The 25,131-nt window shown below is 73.1% G+C and carries 10 protein-coding genes and 1 pseudogene; 5 read left to right on the top strand and 6 right to left on the bottom strand.

Going from position 1 to position 25,131, the window contains the following annotated elements; all coding sequences use genetic code 11:
• Nucleotides 1-168: 168 nt before the first annotated feature.
• Nucleotides 169-1,779: a DUF4192 domain-containing protein gene (locus ACZ6B8_RS06880; RefSeq protein WP_471606525.1), complete on the bottom strand. Its 1,611-nt coding sequence runs from the start codon at nucleotides 1,777-1,779 to the stop codon at nucleotides 169-171.
• Nucleotides 1,780-2,034: 255 nt separating this feature from the next.
• On the opposite strand from ACZ6B8_RS06880, the gene argC reads away from it, so the two are divergent.
• The 3 genes and pseudogenes from argC to argB form a co-directional block, all read left to right on the top strand.
• Nucleotides 2,035-3,081, top strand: a complete 1,047-nt coding sequence (gene argC / locus ACZ6B8_RS06875; protein WP_471606524.1) for an N-acetyl-gamma-glutamyl-phosphate reductase — start codon at nucleotides 2,035-2,037, stop codon at nucleotides 3,079-3,081.
• Complete coding sequence (gene argJ / locus ACZ6B8_RS06870) at nucleotides 3,078-4,229, top strand: bifunctional glutamate N-acetyltransferase/amino-acid acetyltransferase ArgJ (protein WP_471606523.1); 1,152 nt, start codon at nucleotides 3,078-3,080, stop codon at nucleotides 4,227-4,229. The genes argC and argJ overlap by 4 nt, the downstream gene beginning before the upstream one ends.
• Nucleotides 4,230-4,246: 17 nt before the next feature.
• Nucleotides 4,247-5,104 (top strand): annotated as a pseudogene (gene argB / locus ACZ6B8_RS06865) (acetylglutamate kinase); the annotation flags it as partial.
• 345 nt (nucleotides 5,105-5,449) lie between these two features.
• Here the strand turns inward: argB and ACZ6B8_RS06860 are convergent.
• Nucleotides 5,450-5,998, bottom strand: a complete 549-nt coding sequence (locus tag ACZ6B8_RS06860) for a GNAT family N-acetyltransferase (RefSeq protein ID WP_471606522.1) — start codon at nucleotides 5,996-5,998, stop codon at nucleotides 5,450-5,452.
• A gap of 494 nt (nucleotides 5,999-6,492) precedes the next feature.
• On the opposite strand from ACZ6B8_RS06860, the gene helR reads away from it, so the two are divergent.
• The gene (gene helR, locus ACZ6B8_RS06855; protein ID WP_471606521.1) at nucleotides 6,493-8,676 is read left to right on the top strand and encodes an RNA polymerase recycling motor ATPase HelR; all 2,184 of its coding nucleotides are present in this window, start codon (nucleotides 6,493-6,495) and stop codon (nucleotides 8,674-8,676) included.
• A 63-nt stretch (nucleotides 8,677-8,739) separates the two neighbouring features.
• Here helR and ACZ6B8_RS06850 read toward each other — a convergent pair whose 3' ends face one another.
• Together ACZ6B8_RS06850 and ACZ6B8_RS06845 are read right to left on the bottom strand one after the other, a co-directional pair.
• Nucleotides 8,740-10,314, bottom strand: coding sequence for an amidohydrolase (locus ACZ6B8_RS06850; RefSeq protein ID WP_471606520.1), 1,575 nt, complete (start codon nucleotides 10,312-10,314; stop codon nucleotides 8,740-8,742).
• A 139-nt stretch (nucleotides 10,315-10,453) separates the two neighbouring features.
• Nucleotides 10,454-10,666, bottom strand: a complete 213-nt coding sequence (locus tag ACZ6B8_RS06845; RefSeq protein ID WP_471076750.1) for an MbtH family protein — start codon at nucleotides 10,664-10,666, stop codon at nucleotides 10,454-10,456.
• 169 nt (nucleotides 10,667-10,835) lie between these two features.
• Between ACZ6B8_RS06845 and ACZ6B8_RS06840 the strand changes: the two genes are divergently transcribed.
• Nucleotides 10,836-12,020, top strand: a complete 1,185-nt coding sequence (locus tag ACZ6B8_RS06840; protein ID WP_471606519.1) for an alpha/beta hydrolase-fold protein — start codon at nucleotides 10,836-10,838, stop codon at nucleotides 12,018-12,020.
• Nucleotides 12,021-12,400: 380 nt separating this feature from the next.
• Here the strand turns inward: ACZ6B8_RS06840 and ACZ6B8_RS06835 are convergent, their stop codons facing one another.
• Together ACZ6B8_RS06835 and ACZ6B8_RS06830 are read right to left on the bottom strand one after the other, a co-directional pair.
• On the bottom strand, nucleotides 12,401-14,116 hold the full coding sequence (locus ACZ6B8_RS06835) for an ABC transporter ATP-binding protein (RefSeq protein WP_471076744.1): 1,716 nt from the start codon (nucleotides 14,114-14,116) through the stop codon (nucleotides 12,401-12,403).
• Nucleotides 14,103-25,079, bottom strand: a complete 10,977-nt coding sequence (locus tag ACZ6B8_RS06830) for an amino acid adenylation domain-containing protein (RefSeq protein ID WP_471606518.1) — start codon at nucleotides 25,077-25,079, stop codon at nucleotides 14,103-14,105. Before ACZ6B8_RS06830 ends, ACZ6B8_RS06835 begins: the two co-directional genes overlap by 14 nt.
• Nucleotides 25,080-25,131: the final 52 nt, after the last annotated feature.

The following is a 25,131-nucleotide window of genomic DNA, read 5'->3' as shown; positions in this document are numbered from 1 at the left end:
GCCGACCCCGCTCCAAGTCACGCCCTCGCGGCGGGCAGCCGACCGTATGGCCCCGGCCTGTCACCCTCACCAGGACCTCCAGGAGCGTCAGCCTCACCACGCCCGTCAACCTCCCCGGCCTCTGTCGCAGCCGCGCCGCCCACCCGGCCGGCCACCGGAGCCGGCCGCTCATCGGTCGTCCCGTGCGCTGCGCCGCAGGGTGCGGCGGCGGTTGCGCGGTCCGGTGCCCGAGGCACCGACGGCGCGTGTGCCTCCGAAGGCCGCGCCGCCGGGCGTCCGGGAACCACCGGGCGTACGGGGCCGGTGAGCGTCGCCCTTTCCGGCCGGGCGCGGAAGACGTCGGCGGCGGCGCAGTGGAGGGGTGTCGTCCGAAGCGTCGACGCAGCTCGGGGCTCCTTTGCCCTCGGCCCCTCCTTCGCCCTCGCCCCGCCCGACGGCAAGCCCCTCCACCGCTTCCGCTCCCTCTACCTCTCCTTCTCCCGCTCCCTCGTGTGACTCTCCAGCCCCTTCCGCCTCTTCCCTCTCGCGGTCGTCGCGCTCCCTGCGCAGGCAGCGGCGGATCGCCTCCGGGTCCACGTCCTCGTTGCAGGCTTGGTTGAGGAGCCGTGCGAAGGCATACCCGGGGTCGGCGCGCAGCGCCATGGCCAGGGCCTCCTGGCCTTCCGTGACATCACCCAGGGACCACGCGACCCAGCCTGCGAGGGACAGGGGTGCCGCCGCGTGCTCCGCGTACGCCCCGACGCAGCGCCGGGACAGGCTCCTCCAGAGCCGGAGGGCGGGCGGCGCCGTGACTCCCTCCATCCACTCCGCCGCACGGTCGCGGGTCGTGCGGTCCTGGAGGCCGAAGATCAGCGCGGCCGCTTCGTCGTGTCCGATCAACTCGTCGTCCCTGCGGTCCGCTTCGAGAGCGTCCGTGAGCGGGGGTGCGGCGGCCAGGCGCGTCATGATGCGATGGGCCAGGTCGAGCGTCTCCGCCGCTACGAGTCCGTGGCGACCGGCGCCCTGCTCCTTCGCGCCCCGGCCGTCGTCCGTGCCGGCGCTCCCCCGGCTGTCGTCGCGCAGACTCGCGTCACCCAGCTCCATGTCCATCAGCATCCGGGGGATGAGGGCGAGGCCGGCCGCGTCGAGTGCGCGTTCCTGGTCCGCCGCCGCGGCGGTCTGCCAAGGCGCGAGCCGCCCTCGCAGAGCGCTCTGCGTGACGCCTGCCGGAATCCCCATGTAGGTCGCCGCCGCGGCCAGGACCGACGTGCCGGGCCTGGGCAGCGGCATGCCTTCCGGTGGGCAGCATCGGGTGTCCGGGCAACAGAAGGTCCAGAAGCTGCCCTCCGTGATGCACACGACCTCGATCACCGGGACGTCGAGGCGGCCGCACGCCCTGCGCAACTCCTGGGCCAGGGGACGCAGGCGCTCCTTCACCTGCTGTCCGGATTCCGTGCCGACCGGCTCCTGGCAGAGGAAGGCCACCACGCCGTCCGGCCGCGCTCCCCTCCGCTCGCAGCCACCCACCAGGCACTGGGCCAGTTGTTCCGCCACGCACGGCCAGTCTTCCGCGCGCTCGGGGACGCCGAGGCGGACGCGACCGCCGAACCGTCCTGTCTCGCCGTGCATGGCGATGAGCACGATGCTGTCCTCGGGCTTGAACCCGAGCAAGTACGGCAAGGCGTCGGCCAGTTCGGCCGGAGAGCGGAGGGTGACCACCGGCGCATCGAACGAACCCGCGGCACGGGCGGTGTTGTTGGGGTCGATCGGGCCGGTTGCTTCGCTGTGGTTCTTCGTCATGTGCCGACTCTCCCGCGGATCACCGAGTTCCGGTTGACCCTGTGGATAACCACGATCAGGAGCACGCCAAGAGTTATCCACAGCCCACGGCGGCCACTCGCCAGACCGCCCCCTCCGAGCGCAGAGTTGATGTCTCGCAAGCCGAACCCGGGAGGTGACAGAGGGTCATGCCATACCAGTGAATCAGTTAATTAGGTTAGGCTAAGCTAAGGTCAACATCGTCAGCGAGACGGGCGCGCACGAGAGACGGAGACCATGACAGTACGGGCCGCGGTGGCCGGGGCGAGTGGCTATGCGGGCGGGGAGATCCTCCGGCTGCTGGCGTCGCACCCGGAGGTCGAGATCGGCGCGGTGACCGCGCACAGCAGCGCCGGGCAGAGGCTCGGGGACGTACAACCGCATCTGAACCTGTCGCCCCTCGCGGACCGAGTGCTGGACGACACATCGGTGGACCAGCTGCGCGGTCACGACGTCGTCTTCCTCGCACTGCCCCACGGCCGGTCCGCCGAGGTCGCGCGGGAGTTGGGGGACGACACTCTCGTCGTGGACTGCGGTGCGGACTTCCGGCTGCGCGAGCCGGCCGACTGGGAACGGTTCTACGGCACCCCGCACGCCGGAACCTGGCCCTATGGGCTCCCCGAGCTTCCGGGCGCGCGAGACGAGTTGAAGGGCAGTCGCCGGATCGCCGTGCCCGGCTGCTATCCCACGGCCGTGACGCTGGCCCTGTTCCCGGCCTTTCTCGCGCGGTTGGTGGAGCCGGAGGCCGTCGTCGTCGCCGCCAGCGGGACGTCGGGAGCGGGCCGGGTGGCCAAGCCCCATCTGGTCGGAGCCGAAGTGATGGGGTCGATGTCGCCGTACGGGGTCGGGGGCGGACACCGGCACACGCCGGAGCTGACCCAGAACCTGTCGCAGGTCGCGGGCGAACGCGTGACCGTCTCCTTCACACCGACCCTGGCCCCCATGCCCCGGGGCATCCTCGCCACCTGCTCGGCGCGTCTGCGCCCCGGACTGACGGTCGGCGCGGCGGAGGGCGACGTGCGTGGCGCGTACGAGAACGCCTACGCCGACGAGCCGTTCGTACGCCTGCTGCCGCCCGGCGCCTGGCCGTCCACCTCCGCCGTCCTCGGTTCCAACACCGCCCAGATACAGATCACCGTCGACGCCGCCGCCCGCCGGCTCGTCTGTGTCAGCGCGATCGACAACCTGACCAAGGGCACCGCCGGTGGCGCGGTGCAGAGCATGAACATCGCCCTCGGCCTGCCGGAGCGGACGGGCCTGCCCATGAACGGAGTAGCTCCGTGAGCGTGACCGCTGCCCGGGGGTTCCTCGCGAGCGGGGTATCGGCCGGCCTCAAGGGGTCCGGGGACCCGGATCTGGCACTGGTGGTGAACCGTGGACCGTCGACCGCGGCGGCGGCCGTGTTCACCACGAACCGCGTGCAGGCCGCGCCCGTGCGCTGGTCCCGGCGCGTGATGGCCGACGGCGCGCTGTCGGCTGTCGTCCTCAACTCCGGTGGCGCCAACGCCTGTACCGGGCCTGCGGGCGCGGACGACGCACGGGAGATGGCGGGGCGCACGGCGCGGGCGATCGGTGCCGAGACAGGGCGGATCGCGGTGTGCTCCACTGGGCTCATCGGCGTGCCCCTGCCCATGGACCTGGTGGCGGCGGGGATCGAGGACGCCGCGGCCCGTCTCTCGGACGACGGCGGCGAGGACGCCGCCGTGGCGATCAAGACGACCGATTCCGTGCACAAGACGGCTGTCGCGTCCGGAGCGGGCTGGACCGTGGGTGGCATGGCGAAGGGTGCGGGCATGCTCGCGCCCGGTCTCGCGACCATGCTGGTGGTGCTCACCACCGACGCGGACGTGAGTGCGCCCGAACTCGACGCCGTGCTGCGGGAAGCGGTGCGCACCACTTTCGACCGGGTGGACTCCGACGGCTGCATGTCGACCAACGACACCGTGCTGCTGCTCGCGTCGGGCGCCTCGGGGACACGGCCCGACCCGGCCGCCTTCGCTCAGGCCCTGCACGACGTCTGCCACGACCTGGCACGCATGCTCATAGCGGACGCCGAGGGCGCTTCGAAGGAGATCGAGGTGCGCGTGATCGGAGCGGCCTCGGAGCGGGACGCCGTCGAGGTCGGCCGGTCGGTGGCCCGGAACAACCTCCTCAAGTGCGCTCTGCACGGCGAGGATCCGAACTGGGGGCGGGTGCTGTCGGCGATCGGGACAACCGCCGCCGCCTTCGATCCCGACCGCCTGGACGTGGCGATCAACGGCGTCCTCGTGTGCCGGGACGGTGCGGCAGGGGAGCCCCGGGACCTGGTGGACCTGTCGGGGCGTCAGGTGACGGTCGTCGTCGATCTGCGCTCCGGGACGGCGTCGGCGACGATCTGGACGAACGATCTCACCGCCGCGTACGTCCACGAGAACAGCGCGTACAGCTCGTGAACGGAGTAAGGGCAGACATGGACGTGGACGCGGCCACCGGAGCACTCCCCCACTGCCAGGAGGTGTCCGAGGAACTGCAAGGCAGCGTGGTCGTCGTCAAGTTCGGCGGCCACGCCATGGTGGACGCGACCCTGCAGCGGACGTTCGCCCGCGACGTCGTGGAGTTGTGGCGCGCGGGTCTGCGCCCGGTCGTCGTGCACGGCGGCGGGCCGCAGATCAGCGCGATGCTCGACCGTCTCGCCCTGGAGAGCCGCTTCGAGGCGGGCCTGCGGGTGACCACACCGGAGACCATGGAGGTCGTCCGCATGGTGCTGACCGGCCGGGTGCAGCGGGAGTTGGTCGGGCACATCAACGCCCACGGCCCGTTCGCCGTGGGGATGACGGGCGAGGACGCCCACACGATGACCGCCGTGCGGCGACCGGCCTGGGTGGACGGCCGGCCGGTGGACATCGGCCTCGTCGGCGACGTCGTCGACGTGAACCCGGACATGGTGCGCACGCTTCTCGAGCAGGGGCACATACCCGTGGTCTCCCCCGTGGCCCGTGGCGAGGGCGGCGAGGTCTACAACGTCAACGCCGATCTCGCGGCATCGGCGCTCGCAGTCGCCCTGGATGCCGAGCGCCTCGTGATGCTGACCGATGTGGAGGGCCTGTACGCGGACTGGCCGCACAGCACCGAAGTGATCGGGCGCCTGGCGGCCGACGAGTTGGAAGAGCTGCTGCCGGGTCTGGCGAGCGGAATGCTGCCGAAGATGGAGGGCTGCCTTCAGGCCGTCCGTGGGGGTGTGCGCAAGGCACACGTCCTCGATGGGCGGGTGGCGCACGCGGTGTTGCGGGGCGTTCTGGGGGAGACCAGCCCCGGCACGACCGTCGTTGGCGGTGATGGTGATGACGGCGATGACGGTGATGAGGGCGTGGCCGCCGGTGACGCCGGTGACGCCGGGGTCTCCGGTGCCGCTAGTGGCGCCGGGTCCCCTGGTACCCCCGGTACCCCCGCTACCCCCGGTGTGCCCGAGGCCCTCGTGCTGAGTGACAGCGCCATGGCGCCCGCGCCGTCGTGACCGCGGCCCCCCGCCCCCGGCCCGGTCCATTGGGTAGCGCCTAGGAGTGCGTAGGAACGCGTAGGAGTGCGTAGGCGAGGGACTGGACGACAGGTTCGGAGGTGATCTGAGGAGGCGGCCGGCCGCGCCTCCGACCTCACATCTCTCACCTCTCACATCTCACAGATCCATCGTCAGGATGTGCGCGTTGCGCCGGGGATCGAGGGATGCCGCCCAGGCGGTGGGCGCCCTGTGCGCGGTCGTGGGAGCGAAGCCGTACCGCAGGAAGAGGTCGCCGCCACCGGTCGTCGCCGTGAACAGGGCGCTCAGCGAGCGGGCACGCGCCACGGTCAGCACGGCGCGCAGCAGCCGTGCTCCCACACCGCGGCCCTGACAGTGCCCGGCGACGCAGAAGTTGTACAGCACGCCCACCGACCTGGAGTCTTCCCCAGGCCCCTCCAGCCCCTCCAGCTCCTCCCGTCCCCCCGGACCCTCCGGACTCCCCCATCCCCCCAGGCCCTCGGACCCCGCCGAACCCGCCGGGTACAACCGCAGGCCCACGCAGCCCACCAGGGAGCCCGGAGAGTCGACGGAGGCGTCCGCCACGAGGAAGTCATCGGCCTGGGCGGCGTACAAGGAGACCGGTCGTTCACGCAGCGCGCCGGAGCGTGCGAAGGGGCGGGACAGAGCCACGAGTGCCGGGGCGTCCTCCGCTCGGGCGCAGCGCACCGAGGGAGCCTGTACGGAACCGGAAGGCGTCGGCGCGTACTCGAAGGGGGATGGCGCCGACGCTTCCGACGCGGCGGACGGTGTCCGCACGATGAGTGCGTGGGGCAGCTGGGCAGGGCGCGGCGTGGCCGTGATCAAGGCTGTACCTTTCTCGGTTCCGCGGTCGGAGGGTGGCTCGCCGCCGAGGCACAGCCCCGACGAACCGAACTCGATAAGGCTAGCCTTACCTAACTTACGAGTCCAACCGACACAGGACCACCAGGACACCCAAGGACCTCAGGAACACCAGGAAGCCACCGCCGAGAAGCCGGGGGAGACGAAGCTCGACCACCGGGCCGCGGGACCGCGAACACCAGCCGCACGCAACCAGCGCAAAACAAAAGGCAAGAGGGACTACCCACCTCTTGCCACTCTCAACTTATAGCGCACCGGGGGGCTTGCGGCAAGGCCCCCGTCCTGCCGCACAATCACTGGCCTCGGATCGGAGTGACGACGTGAATCCCCTGGCCACCAGTGCTTTCAACCTTCCCGACAACCTCTCGGCCAAGGCCGACCCGGCGTTGATCGCCTCGGACGACCGGCACTTCGCGGCCATCGCGGAGAGCCTCGACCAGACCGTCACCGAACTCTCCGGACGGCTCGACGACTTGCGCCGGGCGCCCGGCGGCATCGGCCGGGAGGCGCTGGAGCGGGACTCGGAGATCCACCGGCTCAGCAGCCGGCTGCGCGCCCTGCGCCGGTTCGGTCTCGACCTGTGCCTCGGGCACGTCGTCGGCGCCGACGACGCCGAGCCCCTCTACATCGGACGCCTCGGCCTCACCGACAGCGAGGGCCGCCGGCTGCTCGTGGACTGGCGCTCCCCCGCCGCCGAGCCGTTCTTCGCGGCGACCCACGCCCAGCCCATGGGGCTGGCGAGCCGCCGCAGGTACCGCTGGTCCGGCGGGCGGATCAGTGACTACTGGGACGAGGTGTTCACCGCCGACGGGCTCGAACGCCATGCCGCGCTCGACGACCAGTCGGCGTTCATCGCGAGCCTGGGCAGCAACCGTTCGGCCCGGATGCGCGACGTGCTCGGCACCATCCAGGCCGACCAGGACGCCATCATCCGCGCGGGCTCGCGCGGCGCCCTCGTGGTGGACGGCGGTCCGGGCACCGGCAAGACCGTGGTGGCCCTGCACCGTTCCGCCTACCTGCTCTACTCCGACCCCCACCTCGGGCACCGGCGCGGCGGGGTGCTCTTCGTCGGCCCGCACGAGCCCTACCTGGGATATGTGGCGGACGTCCTGCCCAGCCTCGGTGAGGAGGGCGTCCAGACCTGCACGCTGCGGGATCTCGTCGCCGAGGGTGCCTCCGCCGCGCCCGAGACGGACCCGGGGGTGGCCCGCCTCAAGTCGTCGGCGGACATGGTGCGGGCGATCGAGAAGGCCGTCGCCTTCTACGAGGAGCCGCCCTCCGAGAGGATGACGGTGACGACGCCGTGGTGCGAGGTCCGGGTGAGCGCCGACGACTGGGCCGAGGCGTTCCGGGCGCCGGGCCCGGGGGCCCCGCACAACGAGGCGCGTGAGCAGATCTGGGAGGAGCTCGCCACGATCCTGATGGACAAGCAGGGCATGGACGAGGACGAGGACGGCGTCGCACCGGAGCAGTTCCTGCGGGCGCTGCGTCAGGACAGGGAGCTCGTCACCACCCTCCACCGCGCGTGGCCGCTGCTGGAGGCGGCCGATCTCGTGTCCGACCTGTGGACGGTCCCCGCGTATCTGCGGCTGTGCGCGCCCTGTCTCGACCGCGACGAGGTGGCGAAGCTGCAGCGCAAGGACGCGCCGCAGGCCTGGACCGTCTCCGATCTGCCGCTTCTCGACGCGGCGCGGCAGCGGCTCGGCGACCCGGAGGCGGCGCGACTCAAGCGCCGCCAGGACGCCGCCGTCGCCGCCGAACGTGCGCGCATGGCCCTGGTCATCGACGACATCATCGCGGCAGCCGACTTCAACTCCGCGGGCGACGACAGCGAGGGCGCGGTGCGGATGCTGCGCGGCAAGGACCTCCAGGACAGCCTGGTCGACGAGAGCGCGCTGCCCACCGCCGCGCCGGACCGGCTCGCCGGGCCGTTCGCGCACGTCGTCGTGGACGAGGCGCAGGAACTGACCGACGCGGAGTGGCAGATGCTGCTGCTGCGGTGTCCGTCCCGGAGCTTCACCATCGTCGGGGACCGGGCGCAGGCCCGGCACGGCTTCGCCGAGTCGTGGGAGGAGCGGCTGAAGCGGGTCGGGCTCGACCGGATCGGCATGACCTCGCTCGGTGTCAACTACCGCACGCCGGCAGAGGTCATGGCGGAGGCCGAGCCGGTCATCCGGGCCGCGCTGCCCGACGCGAACGTGCCGACGTCGATCCGCAGCAGCGGTGTTCCCGTACTCCACGGGCCGGCGGAGGACCGGGACGCGATCCTCGCGGCGTGGCTCGACGAGCACACCGAAGGGGTCGCCTGCGTCATCGGCGACCCCACGTTCCGGGCCACGTCCCGGGTGCGGTCGCTGACTCCGGAGCTGTCGAAGGGGCTCGAGTTCGACCTGGTGGTCCTCGTCGACCCGGAGACGTTCGGTGACGGGATCGAGGGGGCCGTCGACCGCTATGTCGCGATGACGCGGGCGACCCAGCGGCTCGTCGTGCTCACGCGCTCCTGAGGTCGGCCTCCGCCGCGGAAGGCCGGGCCCTCCCCTGCGCCCCCTCTCCTCCCTCACCGCCGTTCAGGCCGCCGTCTTCGCCGTCTCGCGCCCGTCCACGTACGTCGTCACCACCTCGATGTCACCGATCCGCGACACGTCGACGCGGTACGGGTCGTCGGCGAGCACCGTCAGGTCGGCGAGCTTGCCCGGGGTGAGGGTGCCCAGGGTGTCCTCCCAGTGGCAGGCCCTTGCGGCGGCGACCGTGTAGGCGTGCAGGGCCTCGTCGACGGTGATGCCCTCGTCGGGGCCGACGGTCCGGCCGGACGCGGTGGCGCGCTCGACCATGAACTGGACGGCGCGCAGCGGGGATCCGTCCGCGACCGGGCGGTCGGAGCTGCCGACGAGAGGGATGCCGTGGTCCAGGAACGCCCGGCCGCGGTAGAGCCAGGGGGCGCGCTCCCCACCCATGATCGTGGCGTAGTCGTCGCCGAAGTACCGCAGGAAGTTGGGCTGGACGACCGCGGCGACGCCGAGCCGTGCCATGCGTGGCAGCTGGTCGGGGCGGATCAGGCCGGCGTGTTCGATGCGGTGCCGGGCGCCCGGCCGCGGGCGGCGGCGCCGGGCCTCTTCCAGGGCGTCCAGCGCCAGGTCGGCCGCGCGGTCGCCGATCGCGTGGACGGCGAGCTGCCAGCCCGCGAGGTGGCCCGCCACGATGGTGTCCTTGAGCGCCTGCGGATCGTCCTGCAACTGGCCCGCGTGGCCGAGGCCTTCGTACGGGCTGCTGAGCGCGGCGGTGCGGGCCATCATCCCGCCGTCCGTGTAGACCTTCAGCGCGCCCACCGAGAGCCGGTCGTCGCCGAACCCGGTGCGCAGGCCCAGGTCGAGGGCGCGGGGGATGCCGTCGGCCCGGTGCGCGGCGACCGGGCGCAGCCGGTCGGCGGAGACCATGAGCTGCACGCGCAGCGGCAACAGGCCCTCCGTGCAGGCGAGTTGGTAGGCGCCCAGTTCGACCGGACTGTGGCCGAAGAGGGTGCCGCCGATGCCCGCCTCGGCGCAGGCGGTGACGCCCTCGGCCAGACAGGTCCGGGCGGCCCGGCCGATGGCCTCGGCCAGTTCGCGCTGGGAGTACGGCAGGCGCAGCGCGCGGGCGGCGCCCATGGCAGCCTCGGCGAGGAAGCCGTTCTCGTGCGGGAGGTCGCCGGGCAGCAGCGCGAGGACGGCGGAGTTGACGACGCAGCCGTGCCCGGAGTCGTGCAGCAGGTACACCTTGCGCCCCTGGCCGACCCGGTCCAGGTCGGCGGCGGTCAGATGGCGGCCCAGGGCCCGCTGGTCGTATCCGGCGATGTTCACCCAGGCACCGGGCGGGCTCTCCGCGACGGCCTCGGCCACGACGGCGAGCACGTCGTCGATCCGGGTGCGGCCCGCGATGCTCGCGGTCCGCTGCTTGAACCCCGTCCAGGCCAGGTGCACATGGGCGTCGATGAACCCGGGCAGCACGGTGGCGCCCTGGAGGTCGACCACCTCGGCCGCGGGCAACGACGTCACGGCCTCGTCCAGGCCGACGATCCGGCCCCGCCAGATGCCCAGGTCGCGGGCGACGGGGTGGCCCGGATCCATGGTCAGGAAGCGCGCGTTGGTCAGTCTGGTGCAGAGCATCGACGGTGCCCCTCCACGTTTCTCCGCGTTTCTCCGCGTCTCTCCGCTTCTCTGCGTTTATCTCCGCGTTTCTCCGCGATGTCGGATTGGGCCCCGGGCTCGGGGCGCGGCAGCCTCGGGCGGGCCCGGCGCGGTGAGGTCAGCTGTCCATCGAGGCGATGAGGGACTTGGGGCGCAGGTCGGTCCAGTTGGTCTCGATGTACTCGATGCAGGCCTCCCGCGAGTTCTCCGGGAAGGCGGTCGTCCACCCGCCGGGCACCTCGGCGAAGGACGGCCAGAGCGAGTGCTGGCCCTCGTCGTTCACGAGGACGAGGAAGCGGCCGTCGGGGTCGTCGAAGGGGTTGGTGCTCATGGGTGAGTGCCTCCTTGGGCGCGGGGGCGCGCCGGGCAGGGAACGGGGGCGGTTCTACGCCCGTTCCACCGGTGGACCAGGGATGGAAGGGAAGGCCTTGATTAGGTTAGGCTCCCCTAAATTAGTGCGAGCTTAGCCTCTCCCCCTTCCCTCTCACAAGGAGACGTTCATGCGCCCGGTGGCCGACACGGAGAACGCTTCCCACGCCTTCACCGCGTACGGACTACCCGGTGAACCCGGCACCGACGCGTTCTGGGCCGCGGTCGGCGCGCCCGTCTCCGTCCCCGCCGACGGCGGCGGTTGGACGACGCTGTTCCTGTGGCGCGGGTCGCCGGCGACCCTCTCCTTCGAGAGCTGGTCGGGCCCCGTCCCGCTGCGGCGCTGGCGGGATTCGGACTGCTGGTACGCCGAGGTGCCGATGCCCGAGCGGTTGCGCGTGACCTATCAATTCCTCGCGGGTGCGGGTGCGGGTGCGGGTGCGGACGGGAGCGGGGACGGGGCCGTGGGGCTGGACATGGAGGGCGCCGCGTACGCCGATCCCTTCAACCCGGCCGGCGCGGGCGGCGACCGGTCCATCGCCGCCACGCCCGACGCCCCGGCCGATCCGTACTGGCCGCTCGTCGGCGCCGATGACGTCCTGCCCGTGCCGCGCGCCCGGATCCGCTGGGCCAGCGAGCGGCTCGGCGGGCGACGGACGGTACGGGTCCATCCGGTGGGCGGTGGCGGGCCGTTGGTCCTGCTGCTCGACGGTGACGACTGGTTGTATCTGCACCCGGCGATGACCGCGTTCGACGCGGCCGTGGCCGCGGGCCAGATGCCTCCCGTCACCCTCGTCTTCCTGCCGGCCAAGGACCGGGCCGCCGAGTTCGGCTGTGACCCCGCGCTGTGGGAGGCGGTCCGCGACGAACTGCTGCCGCTGGTCGCGGAGAGCGGCGTGCCGGGCGACCCGGGGCGGCTCGTGGTCGCGGGGCAGAGCCTGGGCGGGCTGAGCGCGATGTACGCGGCGCTGGAGTTCCCCGAGTTGGTCTCCCGGGTCGCCTGTCAGTCGCCGTCTTTCTGGTGGACGCCGGACGCGTTGGGGCGGACGGACCTGATGGCGGGTCCGCTCGGCGGCGCCGTCGCCCAGCGGTTGCGGGAGCGCCGCCCCGATCTGTCGGGGCTGCGGATCGCCTTCGACGTCGGCGAGCACGAGACGGGGATGCTGCCGCACTGTGAGGTGGTCGAGGGTCTGGTCCGGGAGGCCGGGGCGCGGGTGCGGGTCTCCCGGGCGGGCTCCGGGCACGATCGGGCCGGGTGGCGGGGTGCGGTGCTCCGGGATGTGGCCTGGGCGCTCGGGCCTCTCCCTCTCGGGTAGCGTCGTCCGTCCGCCTGCCCGGCCGGGACCTTTCTTACGTCGGCCGTCCGCCGCGACCCCGCAACGGGGTGAGTCTGTCGTCCGCCTGCCCGGCGGGGGCTGGGTGCGCAGTTCCCCGCGCCCCTGCCCGTGCCTTCGTCACGTCGTCCGTATGTGACCCCACGACGGGGGTGAGTCCGTCGTCCGTCCGGTGGGGGCTGGGCGCGCAGTTCCCCGCGCCCCTGACTCTGCCTTCGTCACGTCGGCCGTCCGCGACCCCGCGACGGGGTGAGTTCGTCGCCCCTCCGGCGGGGGCTTAGCGCGCAGTTCCCCGCGCCCCTGACCATGCCTTCGTCACCTCGGCCGTCCGCGACCCCGCGACGGGGTGCGCCGGGGCGGTGTCAGCGGGCCACTGCCGAGCAGTACTCCTCGTCCTGGGCGAGGAGGTTCCGGTGGCTGTCCTCCGCGGTGATGGCGCCGTCGGCCAGGACGAGGACGCGGTCCGCCGCGTCCAGCAGCGCCGGGCTGCTGGTGATCACGAGCGTGGTCCGGCCCCGCCGCAGCTTCGCCACGTTGCGGGCGATGAGCTGTTCGGTGACCGCGTCGACCGCCGTCGTCGGGTTGTGCAGCACGAGCACGTCCGTGTCGGCGGCCAGGGCGCGCGCCAGGGACAGCCGTTGGCGCTGGCCGCCGGAGAGGTTCGCGCCGCGGTCGCGGACCGCGTAGTCGAGTCCCTCGCGGTGCAGGGCGACCACGTCGGTCAGCATGGACGCCTCGACCGCCTCGGGGACCGAGCCGCTCGTGCCGGACGGATCGATGTTGCTGCGGAGCGTGCCCGCGAAGATCTCGCCGTCGTACGGGTTCACCAGCAGGTGCTCGCGGACCGACTCCACCGACAGGTCGGCGATCTCCTGCCCGCTGACCCGCACCACACCCTCGTACGCCTCGGGCGGCACGTTCACCGCCAGGATCGAGGCGAGGTCGGCGACCTCGCGCGGCCGGTAGCCGGCGACGGCCACGAACTCGCCCGGCGCCACCGAGAACTTCAGCTCCCGCAGCGACCCGTACCGGACGCAGTCGACCTCCAGGCCGCCGCCCGGGGCCGGGCGCCCCGTCCCCGGGTCCGTGACCGGCGGCGCGGCGAGGACCAGCGCCATCCGCTCCGCCGACGCCCGCGCGATCATCACGTACTTGGGCATCTCCGAGAACATCTTGAGCGGCTCCATGATGAACTGCGCGAGGCCCACGGCCATCACGAGCTCACCGATGGTGATCCGGCCCTCGAACGCCAGCCAGCCCGCCGTCAGGGTCACCGCGGCGGCCAGGACGGCGTTCAGGGCCTGCGCGGTGCCCGCGTACACGCCGTTCACCCGGGCCACGGTGACCGACTGGTGCATCGCCTCCGCGCTGACCTCGCGGTACGAGCGGAACGCCGCGTGGTTGCCGCCGAAGCCGTGCAGCGGGCGCAGACCGGTGATCAGGTCGGCGACCTTGGCGCCGGCCCGCGCCACCCGGGCCTGCTGCTCCCGGGTGCTGGAGCCGATCCGCTTGGACATCACACTGAGGACCGACAGGATCGCGACCGTTCCCACGATCACCAGCAGTCCGAGCCGCAGGTCGGCCAGGCCCAGGGCGACCGCCGCGACCACCACCGCGACCAGCGAGCTGACCAGCAGCGGCACCACCTCGATGATGTCCGCGGTCTGGTCGGCGTCCTCGGTGGCGATGGTCAGCACCTCGCCGGACTTGAGGTCGACGTCCCGGGCCACCGGCTGCAGCCCGCAGCCCGCGACCCGCACCCGCCAGCGGTGCGCCTCGGTCGTGTTGGCCTTCTGCAGGACGCGCATCCCGAACCGCCACGACAGCGAGACGGTCGTGATGATCACGGCGAGCGCGGCGATCGACAGGCCGAGGGCGCCGAGGGTCCGGTCGTCCTTCATCGTGTGCTCGACGATCATGCCGAGCGCGATGGGGAAGGCCGTCTCGCCCGCCTGGTACAGGCCCATGAGCAGGGTGCCCAGGGCCATGGCGCCGATGTTGCGGCGCAGGGCGGTCTTGAGGATGTCGGATCCCCGGCGGGGCCGCCGCGGGTCGGGGGTCGTGTCAGGAGTTGTCATCGAGATGGCGGGCAATCGCTTCCGGGGTTCGCAGGGTGAACAGGTCACGGATGGTGACCACGGGGCCGTACTCGCGGCGGAGCAGCCCGATGAGGCGCACCGCCAGCATGGAGTGTCCGCCGAGGGACACGAAATCGCTCACCGCGCTCACCTCGTCGTCGTCGAGGTCCAGGGCTTCGGCGAAGAACTCGCAGACCACGCTCTCCGTCCCGGTCTCCGGGCCGCGCTCCCCCGCCGTGGTCAGCGCGCCGAGGGGCTTGGCCTCCGGCAGCGCCTTGGTGTCAGCCTTCCCGTTCACGGTGAGCGGGATGCCGTCGACCTCGGCGTAGTGGGTCGGGCGCAGGAAGTCCGGGAGCGCGGCGCCCACCTCGGCGGCGACGGCGGCCAGGTCGGCGCCCGCCAGGACGAGGTACGCGGCGAGCCGGTACGCGCCGTCGACCTGCGGGTCGGGCTGGGCCACCGCCGCGGCGAACCGCACCGCCGGGTGGGCCGCGAACGCCGCCTCGACCTCGCCCAGTTCGACCCGGTGGCCGCGGATCTTGACCTGCTGGTCGGTGCGGCCCAGGTACGACAGGTTGCCGTCGGGCCTGCGGACCACCAGGTCGCCGGTGCGGTACATGCGCTCGCCGGGCGCGCCGAACGGGCACGCGACGAAGCGGTGCGCGCTCTGGCCGGGCTGTCCGAGGTAGCCGCGGGCGATGCCGACGCCCGCCACATACAGCTCGCCGGGCACGCCGTCCGGCAGGGGCCGCAGCCACGGGTCGAGGACGTACACGTCGGTGTTGTCGATGGCGACGCCCACCACCGGGTCCTGGCACTCGAAGGTGCCGACGCCCAGGGTGTTGATCGTGTACTCGGTCGGCCCGTAGAGGTTGTAGCCGACCGTGCCGTCGGTGTCCGCGAGGCGCTGCCACAGCGACGGGGTGACGGCCTCGCCGCCGAGCAGGACCAGCGCGGGGCGCCGCTCGGGGCGGTCGAGGAGGCCCTCGGCCACCAGCTGCTGGGCGTACGTCGGCGTCACGTTGATGACGTCGATGCCGTGTTCGGCGCAGTAGGCGACCAGGCCGGGCGCGTCACGCCGCAGCTCCTCGTCGCAGATGTGCACCTCGTGTCCGTCGGCGAGCCACAGGAGCTCCTCCCACGACATGTCGAACGCGAACGACACGGTGTGCGCGATCCTGAAGCGCCGGTGGCCGTGTTCCGCGAGGACCGGCTCGAAGATCCGCCGCTGGTGGTTGATCAGCATGTTGGTGAGACCGGCGTACTCGGTCACCACGCCCTTGGGCTTCCCGGTCGAGCCGGAGGTGTAGATCGTGTACGCGGGGTGGCGCAGCCGGTCCGGGTCGTCGGGCGCGAACGTCACGAAGGGTTCGGCCGCGGGCAACGGCCGGTCCAGCTCGATCAGTTCGCAGGCGCCGGCCAGCCGCGGGGACACCGGGCTCACCGTGAGGATCACGTCCGGCCGGGCGTCCGCGACGATCGCCGCGATCCGCTCGTCCGGATGGTCGAGCTCCAGCGGTACGTACGCCGCGCCGACGCGCAGCACCGCGAAGAGCGCCACGATCGAGTCGAGGGAGCGCGGGAGCGCGAGGCCCACATTGGTCTCGGGGCCGATGCCGCGTGCGGCGAGGACACCCGCCACCTCGCGGCTGCGGTCCCGCAGGCCGGCGAAGGTGAGGGTCGCGCCGTGCGCGACGAGGGCGACCCGGTCCGGGTCGCGGTCGGCGGCGCGGTCGAACCGGTCGACGACGGTGTCCGTGCCGACGTCCGTGCGCCCGGCGGGTTCGGGGCGCTCGCCGAGGCCCGGCAGCGCGCCGACCGGTCCGCTCGCGCGGGCCAGGTCCTCCAGAACGCGCACGTAGTCGTCGAGGAGGCGCCGGGCGTCCGCGGAGTCGCCGTGGCGGTGCTCCAGCTTGATCGTGAGCTGCTCGCCGGGCGTGACGACCCAGGTGAACGGATAGTGCGTGGAGTCGTCGGCCTTCACCGAGGTGATGCCGTGCCGGGAGTTCATCTCGGCGAACGCGTCCATGTCCAGAAAGTTCTGGAGCACGAACAGGTTGTCGAAGAGGGTGTCGTGCCCGCTGGCACGCTGGATCTCGCCGAGTCCGAGGTGCTCGTGGTCCATCGCGTCGACCCGGGAGGCCTGCACGGCCGACAGATAGGCGCCGACGGTGTCGTCGGGCCGGGCCCTCGTCCACATGGGCACGGTGTTGAGCAGTACGCCGACGATGTCGGACAGGCCCTCACCGTCGCGCCCGGAGACGGTCACGCCGAACACCGCGTCGCCGCGGCCGGTGTGCGCGCCGAGCAGCAGGCCGAAGGCGCCGGTCAGCACCGAGTTCAGCGTGACGCCGTGTTCCTTGGCCGCGTCCCGCAGGAGCGTCGACTGTTCGGCGGAGAGCGTGTGCACGAGCGCGGGCGGCAGCTCCTCGGAGAGGGCGGGCGCCGGTCCCGCGAGCAGGGTCGGGCCGGGCAGTTCCGCCAGGTGCTCCGCCCAGAAGCGGGTCGACACCTCGGGGTCCTTGGCGGCGAGCTCCCGCGCGTACTCCTCGAAGCCGGGCACGGCCGGGCTCGCGTCGAGCGGCTCGCCCGCGAGGACGGCCTCGTAGGCGTCGAAGAGGTCGCGCAGCACGATCTCGCGGGACCAGCCGTCCCACAGCAGCAGGTGGTAGCTGAGCAGCAGGCCGTCGCGGCCGTCCGGCAGGCGCACCACGGTCAGCCGGATCAGCGGCGGCTCGCCCGGGTCGAAGCCCGTGTCGCGGTCGCGGGTGCGCAGCGCGTCGACCTCGGCCTCGGTGGTGAGCTCGACCGTGCGGACGGCGACGCGGCGGCCCGCCTTGAGGACCTGGACGGGGTTGCCGTCGTCGTCGGTGGTGAAGCCGGCGCCGACGACCGGGTGGCGTGCGATGACGTGCGCCATCGCGTCGGCGAGCGCGTCGGTGTCGAGCCGCCGGTCGAAGGTGAACCAGCTCTGCGCGACGTAGTGGCCCGCGGCGCCCGCCAGCTGCGCCTGGAAGAACAGGCCGCGCTGCAGCGGGGTGACCGGCGCGGTGCGCTCGGCGGTCGCGGCGGCGTCCGCGAGGTGCTCCAGGGCGCCCGTCCAGTGCGCCGTGATCTCGTCGGGGACGCCGTCGGCGAGGGTGAAGGCGGCGTGCAGGCCGCCGGTCGCCTCGTCGGTCCAGGCGTTGACCTCGACGGCGTACGGGCTCGGCTGGTCGCCGCCGGTGACGTGCACCGCCTGCGATTCGCCGCCCCGGCCCAGGTAGTTGAACAGGACCTGCGGGCGGGCGGTCAGCAGGGGCGCCGTCTGCGGGTTGAGGTAGCGGAGCCTGCCGTACGCGGTGTGGCCCTCCTCGTCCGGCTGGCGCGCGGCGACCTCGTGGGCGGCGGCGACGGGGTCGGTGTGCGCCGTGAGGCGCACCGGCGCGATGGAGGTGAACCAGCCGACCGTACGGGTGTAGTCGTGGTGGGCGAGCGCCGGGACCCGGCCGTGCCGCTCCAGCTCGACGGCGAGGTCGGTGGGGTCCTCCTGGACGTGCGTCAGCGCGGTGCGCAGCGCGCCGCAGAGCAGCTCGGTGAGGCCGACGCCGAGGGCGGCGGGCGCGGTGCGGGTGACGCGGTCGCTCACCTCGGGCGACAGGACGACGGTCCTCTCGCGCAACGCGCCGACGGCGGCCAGCAGTTCGGGTGCCCGGAGCGTGTCGATCCAGTGGCCGAGGGAGTCGGCCGGCTCGGTGGCCCGCAGCGTCAGCGCCTCGGCGTACTCCGCGTAGGACGTGGTCGGCGGCGCGAGCTCGGCGCCGCGCAGGGCGGCGGTCAGGTCGTCGAGGAGGACCAGCCAGGAGACCGCGTCGACGGCGAGGTGGTGCACGGTGACGACCAGCGTGCGGCTCGACTCCAGCCAGTCGAACGCGACGACGTCACCGGACTCGGGGTCGAGCCGGCCGGCGGCCTCGTGCGCCGCCGCCGTCGCGTCGGCCGCGGTGCTGCGGACGACGGTGATCTCGCGGTCGGGTTCGGTGCGCAGCGCCCACACGCCGTGCTCGACGCGCAGCCGCAACCGCAGCGCCGGGTGCGCGGCGACGACGGCGCGCGCGGCCCGCTCGGCCTCGGCGAAGCCGGTGCCCTCCGGTGCCGTGACCGTCCTGGCCTGGACGAACCGGTCGAGGGAACCGCCCAGTTCGCGCTGGCGCAGGATGATCGGCGTCGGCGGCAGCGGCCCGTCGGCGCGCCGGTCGGGTGCGGGCGCGGGAGTCTGCGGCGTGCTCGTCCCCAGGTGCGCGGCGAGGGCTCGCGGCGTCCTGAGCAGGAACACGTCCCGGGGCGCGATCGGCAGGCCGAGGGCGCGGGCGCGGTTGATGACGGTGATGGCGACGATGCTGTCGCCGCCGGCCATGAAGAAGTCGGTGTCGGCGTCCACGTCGGCGCCGGACAGGGCGCCCTCGAAGATGCCCACCAGGGAGGCGAGTACGGAGTCGGTACCGGGCCCCGTCAGGGGCGCGGGGAACTGCGCGGCCGACCACGAACCACCCGCAGCCGTGACCGCGGCCGCGTCGGTACCAGCCGTGGACTGCCTCGCCCGCTCGGCCAGAGCCCCGCGGTCCAGCTTGCCGTTGACCGTCAGCGGCAGCGCGTCGACCGGCAGCATCCGGCCCGGCACCATGTGCACGGGCAGCTTCGCGGCGAGCCGTGCGGCGAAGTCGCCGGGGGCGCTGCCCACGACGTGTGCGACCAGGTGGTCGCCGCTCTCCGCGACGGTGACCGCCACGTCGACGACGCCGTCGAGCTCGCGGACCGCGGACTCCACCTCGCCGAGCTCGATGCGGAACCCCTTGAGCTGCACCTGGTCGTCGGCGCGCCCGGCGAACTCCAGCTCGCCGTCGAGGGTCCGGCGGGCGAGGTCGCCCGTGTGGTACATCCGGGAGCCGTCGCCGGCGAACGGGTTCGCCACGAAGCGGCCGGCGGTCAGCCCCGGCCGGCCCAGGTAGCCGAGGGCCACCTGGTCGCCCGCGACGTAGATGGCGCCCACCTTGCCCGGCGGCACCGGCCGCAGCCGGTCGTCGAGGAGGTGCACGACCAGGCCCGGGATGGGTCCGCCGATCGGGCTGACGTCGTCCGCGCCGACGAAGTCCGCGTCGGTCAGCACCCGGTGCGTGACGTGGACCGTGGTCTCGGTGATGCCGTACATGTTGACCAGCTCGGGCGAGCCGGTGCCGTGCCGGTCGACCCAGCCGCGCAGCCGCCCGAGGTCCAGCGCCTCGCCGCCGAAGATGATCCGGCGCAGCGCACCGGCCGGCTCGTCGGCGTGCCGGTCGGCCTCGATGAACTGGTAGAAGGCCGACGGCGTCTGGTTGAGCACGGTCACCCCGCGATCGCGGACGAGGCGGTGGAAGTCGACGGGTGAGCGGGTCAGGCCGTAGTCGGGCACCAGCAGCTCGCCGCCGTGCGCCAACGCGCCCCACAGCTCCCAGACCGCGAAGTCGAACGAGAAGGAGTGGAACTGCACCCATACATCGTCGGGCCCGAAGCCCATGTCGGGCCGGGTGCCGGCGAGCAGCGTCACGACGCTGGAGTGCGGGACGACGACGCCCTTGGGGCGGCCGGTCGAGCCCGAGGTGTAGATGACGTACGCGGGGTCGTGCCAGCCGGCCTCCGGGGCGGGCCCGTCCGTCGCGTCGTGCGGCGCCTCCTCGCCCTGGACGAGGACGCGGGCGCGCACCCCGGTCCGGTCGAGGAGCGCGGTGAAGCGCTCCCGCTGCTCGCGGTCGACGAGGACGACCTGCGGGGCGGCGTCGGTGAGGATGTACTCCAGGCGTTCGTCCGGGTAGGCGAGGTCCAGCGGTACGTACGCGCCACCCGCCGTGACGATCGCGACCAGCGCGGTGACCTGCTCGACGGAGCGCGGCACGGCGACGGCGACCCGTCGTCCGGGGCCGACCCCGGCGGCGCGCAGGGTGGCGGCCAACTCGTCCTTAGCGTGCGCCAGTTCGCCGTACGTGAGGGAGCGGGTTTGGCCGTCGAGGGCGCACTGGGTGACGGCGGTGGCCGCCGGGTCGCGGTGGGCGGCGGCGTCGAACAGGCCGCCCAGGGTGACCGGTTCGACGCGGGCGGGCAGCCGGGTGTCGCCGGGCACGAGGTCGTGGACCAGGGCGTCGGGGCGGGTGAGCAGGCTCGTCAGGGTCTCGCCGAACGTCCGCAGGATCTCCTGGGCGCTCTCCTCGCGCAGCAGTTCACCGTCGTAGATGAGGTTGAAGCGCGGCCGGCCGTCGAGGGCGCGCTCGACGACGAGCGTGAGGGGGTAGTGCGGGGCGCCCTCGTTCACCAGGTCGGTGATGACGAGTTCGGCGCCGGGGGCCCGCAGGCTGTCCAGGTCGGTCGCGACGTCGAAGACGACCAGCGTGTCGAAGAGCGATCCGGCGCCAGCCTGGCGGCCGATCCGCGCCAGCGAGACGTGCTGGTGCGGCAGGACGGCGCCTTGGTGCTCGCGCACGGAGGCGAGCAGGTCGCGTGCGGTGGTGGCCCCGGACCAGCGGGCGCGGACAGGGATCGTGTTGATGAACAGCCCCACCATGTCGCCGATGCCGGGCACGTCGGCGTCGCGTCCGGAGACCGTGGAGCCGAAGACCACGTCGTCGCCGCGCAGGATGCCGCCCAATGTCACCGCCCAGGCGCTGTGCACGGCGACGCTGAGCGGGACACCGGCGTCCCGGACCGCCGCGTCGACGTCGGCCTGCGCCTCGGCGGCGGTGTCGGCGAACCGGTCGGAGGGCGTGTGCCCCTCGGCGACCAGCGAGGCGCCGGGCAGCCCGGCGAGCTCCGCGCGCCACACCCGGTCGCTCTCGTCGTCGTCGCGTCCGGCGAGCCAGTGCACGTAGTCGGCGAAGCCGCCGACGGGGTACACGGTGCCCGGCGCGTGGTACTCGGCGAGCAGCGCGCGCAGCATCGGCGGCACCGACCAGCCGTCGGCGATGATGTGGTGGACGGTCTGCACCAGGACGGTGCGGCCTTCCCCCGCGCGGATGAGGGTGTACCGCATCAGCGGGCCGGTGGCGAGGTCGAAGCCGGCGCGGCGGTCGCGCTCGGCGAGCTCGCGTATCCCGGCGTCGGTGATGCCGGGGCGGTCCAGCGTGGTGAAGGGCGCCTCGACGCCGTGCTCCAGGACGGAGACGACGCGTCCGTCGGCGAGGGCCGTGAAGCGTGCCGCGAGGTTCGGGTGTAGGGCGAGGAGCCGGGTGGCGGCGGCCGCGAGCCGGTCGGCGTCCACCTCGCCGTCCGGCGTCTCGAGGGTGAGGAGCTGCTGTTCGACGTACGCGCCCGCGGAGTCGTCGTCGAACACCGAGTGGAAGTACAGGCCTTCCTGGAGCGGGGTCAGCGGCAGGATGTCGCGCAGCGGCGCGCCGTCCAGGGCGTCCACGTCGGCCTGGGTGAGCGGCACCAGCGGGAAGTCGCTGGGCGAGTGGCCGCCCTCGTCGAGCGCGGCGAGAGTGGCGAGGGCGGCCCGGAAGTAGCCGCCGAGGGTCTCGACGTCCTCGTCGGTGAACAGGCCGTCGGGCCAGGAGATGGTGGTGACGAGCTCGTAGTCGCCGCCGTCCGCGGCCGGTTCGGCGATCGCGTTGAACTCCAGGGCGCGCGGCAGCCGCATGGCGGGGTCGCGCTTCTCGCCGAGCTGGCCGGTGGCGCCCGCGAGGTTCCAGTCGCCGGAGGCGCCCGCGTCGAAGCGCCCCAGGTAGTTGAAGAGCACCTGCGGTGCGGGCGCGTCGAAGGCGGTGTCGGCGAGGTAGCGCAGCGCGCCGTACGAGATGCCGTTGCTCGGCACCCGCGCGAGGTCCTCCTTGACCGCCTTGAGGGCGGCGGCGAGGTACTCGGGCGAGGTGAGGTCGGGGGCGGTGCCGGGGTCGACGGTCACCGGGAAGAGGGTGGTGAACCAGCCGACGGTGCGCGAGAGTTCGGGCTCGAACCCGGCGGCGTCCGCCACGTGACGCCCCTCGCGGCCGTGGCCCTCCAGCTCGATGTGGGCGAACGTCTGGTCCTGGCCGAGGTCGCGGCGCCACCGGGCGAGGGTGACGGCGAGCGCGGTGAGCAGCACGTCGTTGACGCCCGCGTGGAACTTGGCGGGGATCTCGCCGAGCAGGGCGGCGGTGACCTCGGGGCCGACGGAGACGGTGCGCAGCCGCTCCCGGGCGACGGTGTCGGCCGCGGACAGCGCGCGCCGGCCCACCGGCCGGTCCTCGCCCGGCAGGGGGCGCCGGAAGTACGCCAGGTCGGCGTCGAAGCCGGGGCGGCCGAGCAGCTGGGTCCAGCGGCGGAACGAGGTGCCCTCCGGCGGCAGTTCGACCGGGGTGCCGGCGGCGCACTGGCGCCAGGCCGTGGCCAGGTCCTCCATCAGGACCCGCCAGGAGACGCCGTCGATGACCACGTGGTGGACGACGACGACCAGCTGGCGCTCCGCGCGGCGCCAGACGGCGCGCAGCATCGCGCCGCCGTCGGGGTCGAGCCCGTCGGTGGCGAGCGTGACGCACGCGTCCAGCGGCAGGTCGCTCTCCCGCCACACCGGGGCGGCCGGGGCGGCCTCCGGGATGTCGAAGCTCCAGCGCTCGCCGCGCACCAGGCGGGCGCGGAGCATGGGGTGCCGGTCGAGGAGCGCGGAGAGGATCTCGTCGAGCGCTTCGGGGGTCAGGCCGGCGGGGGTGTTGAGCACCACGGACTGCACGAAGCCGTCGACGGCGTCGGTGGTCTCGCCGAGCCACCGCACGATCGGTGAGCCCTCGACGGGCCCGGTCGCGACGTCGCCGTGGTCGACGGTGGAGACGTCCTCGCGGCTCGCCACCGCCGCCAGGGCGCCGAGGACGCCGTGGTCGAAGATCTGGCGCGCGGTGACGTAGAGGCCCGCCTCGCGCAGCGCGCTCAGCAGCGAGATGGTCAGGATGCTGTCGCCGCCGAGCTGGAAGAAGTCCTGGTCGACGCCGACTTCGTCGAGTTGGAGCACGGCCGCGACCGCCGCGCAGACCGCGCGTTCGTTCTCGGTGGCGGGCGGGACGACGGCGCCGGTGCCGGTGGTGGGCTCGGGCAGTGCCTTGCGGTCGAGCTTGCCGTTGGCGGTGAGCGGGAACTCCGTCATCACGACGATGTGGGCGGGCACCATGTACTCGACCATGTGCGCGGTGGCCCAGGCCTTGACGTCGTCGGCGCGCAGCGCGTCGTGGCCCGCGGCCGGGATGACGTAGCCGACGAGGTAGGTGCCGCCCGCCGTGTTCTTCTTGGCGACGACGCAGGTGTGCCGGACGCCGGGGTGCTCGGCGAGGCCGACCTCGACGTCCTCGATCTCCAGGCGCATGCCGCGGATCTTGATCTGGTTGTCGGCGCGGCCGAGGAAGTCCAGGGAGCCGTCCGGCTGGAACCGGGCGAGGTCACCGGTGCGGTAGAGCCGGGAGCCGTCCGTGGCGAAGGGGTTCGCGACGAAACGGGAGGCGGTCAGGCCGGGGGCGTTGACGTAGCCGCGGCCGAGCAGGAAGCCGCCCGCGTACAGCTCGCCGCCGACGCCGACCGGCACCGGGCGCAGCTCGTCGTCCAGGACGTACAGCTGGGTGTTGGGGTTGGCCTTGCCGATGGAGGTCGACAGGCGTTCCGCGGCGCCCCGGTAGATGACGTGCGAGACGCCGATGGTCGTCTCGGCCGGGCCGTAGCCGTGGTACATCGGGATGTCGAGCCGGGTGCGGAACCGCTCGTAGAGCTCGGGGGTGAGCACCTCGCCGCCGCACCAGACGTGCCGCAGGCTGTCCAGGCGCCCGGAATCGCCGGCTATCTCCAGGAGCACGTCCAGCATGGACGAGACCAAGTACGTGAAGGTGACGCGCTGTTCGGCGATCACGCCGAGCAAGTGGTGCGGGTCGCGTTCGCCGCCGGGGCGCAGGACGACCAGTCGGCCGCCGCTGACCAGCGGCAGGAAGATCTCGTTGATGGAGATGTCGAAGGACAGCGGCGCCTTGAAGAGCGAGGCGTCGTCGTGGCCGAAGTGCAGGATCTCGTCGACCTGCCAGAGCAGCCGCTCGGCGATGGCCTCGTGGCGGATCATCGCGCCCTTGGGCCGCCCGGTGGAGCCGGAGGTGAAGATGACGTACGCGAGGGCGTCACCCCGCACGGGGACGGCGGGCGCCTCGGTCGGTTCGGCGCCGAACCGCCAGTCGCCGAGGTCCACTTGGACGGCCTCGGGCTCGTCCGGGCCGCCGGCGCCGGAGGCGTCGAGCTGGAGCACGACGCGGGCGTCCTCGATGACGACGGCGCGGCGCGCGGCGGGCCACTGCCGGTCGAGCGGTACGAAGGCGCAGCCCGCCTGCAGCACACCGAGCAGACCGATCACCATGTCCGCGGAGCGGCCGAGCGAGATGCCGACGACCTGCTCGGCGGTGAGCCCGCGACCGCGCAGGTGGTGGGCCAGCTGGGCGGAGCGTTCGGCCGCCTCGCGGTAGGTGAGCGACCGGTGCTCGTCGACGATCGCGACGGCGTCGGGACGGCTGCGCGCCTGCTCGCGGAACATCTCGACGACGGTCGGGCGGACCCGGTCGGCGTCGGTGTCGTTCCACGCGAGGAGGGTCCGCAGCCGCTCCTCGGCGCCGGTCGCCCCGATGGTGCCCAGCGGCCGGTCCGGGAAGTCGGCCAGGTCGTCCAGGGCGAGCTGTGCGTCGGCCTGCGTGACGCCGTCCGGGACGGCGATGCTCCAGCCGTCCTCGCCGGCGTCCCGACTGCCGGGCCCGGTGCCGCCGTTGGCGGCCCAGCCGAGCACGTCGGCGAAGAGCGTGGCGTCGGTGAGCTCGATGCCTTCGGGACTCCGCCCGGTCGCCCAGTACGTCAGGGCGACGGCACACGCGTCGGCGAGGGTCCGGTCGCGGTGGTCACCGGCCCGCCGACGCAGATCGGCCAGGCGCGGGGGAGAAAGCAGTACGAGGCGAGCGCTCGGTTCCATCATCGAAGACAGCGTCCCTTCCAGGTCATCGCAGTTAGGCTAACCTAAATAAGGG

This window comes from Streptomyces sp. NPDC041122 (assembly GCF_055592445.1).
Note: the sequence above shows the minus strand (reverse complement) of the source record. Positions and strands in the feature narration are given on the sequence as shown.

Excerpts from the sequence above, each read along its gene's own strand:
- ACZ6B8_RS06840 (WP_471606519.1), top strand. The coding sequence starts at position 10,836 with ATGCGCCCGGTGGCCGACACGGAGAACGCTTCCCACGCCTTCACCGCG.
- argC (WP_471606524.1), top strand. The coding sequence starts at position 2,035 with ATGACAGTACGGGCCGCGGTGGCCGGGGCGAGTGGCTATGCGGGCGGG.
- ACZ6B8_RS06835 (WP_471076744.1), bottom strand. The coding sequence starts at position 14,116 with ATGACAACTCCTGACACGACCCCCGACCCGCGGCGGCCCCGCCGGGGA.
- ACZ6B8_RS06845 (WP_471076750.1), bottom strand. The coding sequence starts at position 10,666 with ATGAGCACCAACCCCTTCGACGACCCCGACGGCCGCTTCCTCGTCCTC.
- ACZ6B8_RS06850 (WP_471606520.1), bottom strand. The coding sequence starts at position 10,314 with ATGCTCTGCACCAGACTGACCAACGCGCGCTTCCTGACCATGGATCCG.
- ACZ6B8_RS06830 (WP_471606518.1), bottom strand. The coding sequence starts at position 25,079 with ATGATGGAACCGAGCGCTCGCCTCGTACTGCTTTCTCCCCCGCGCCTG.
- ACZ6B8_RS06880 (WP_471606525.1), bottom strand. The coding sequence starts at position 1,779 with ATGACGAAGAACCACAGCGAAGCAACCGGCCCGATCGACCCCAACAAC.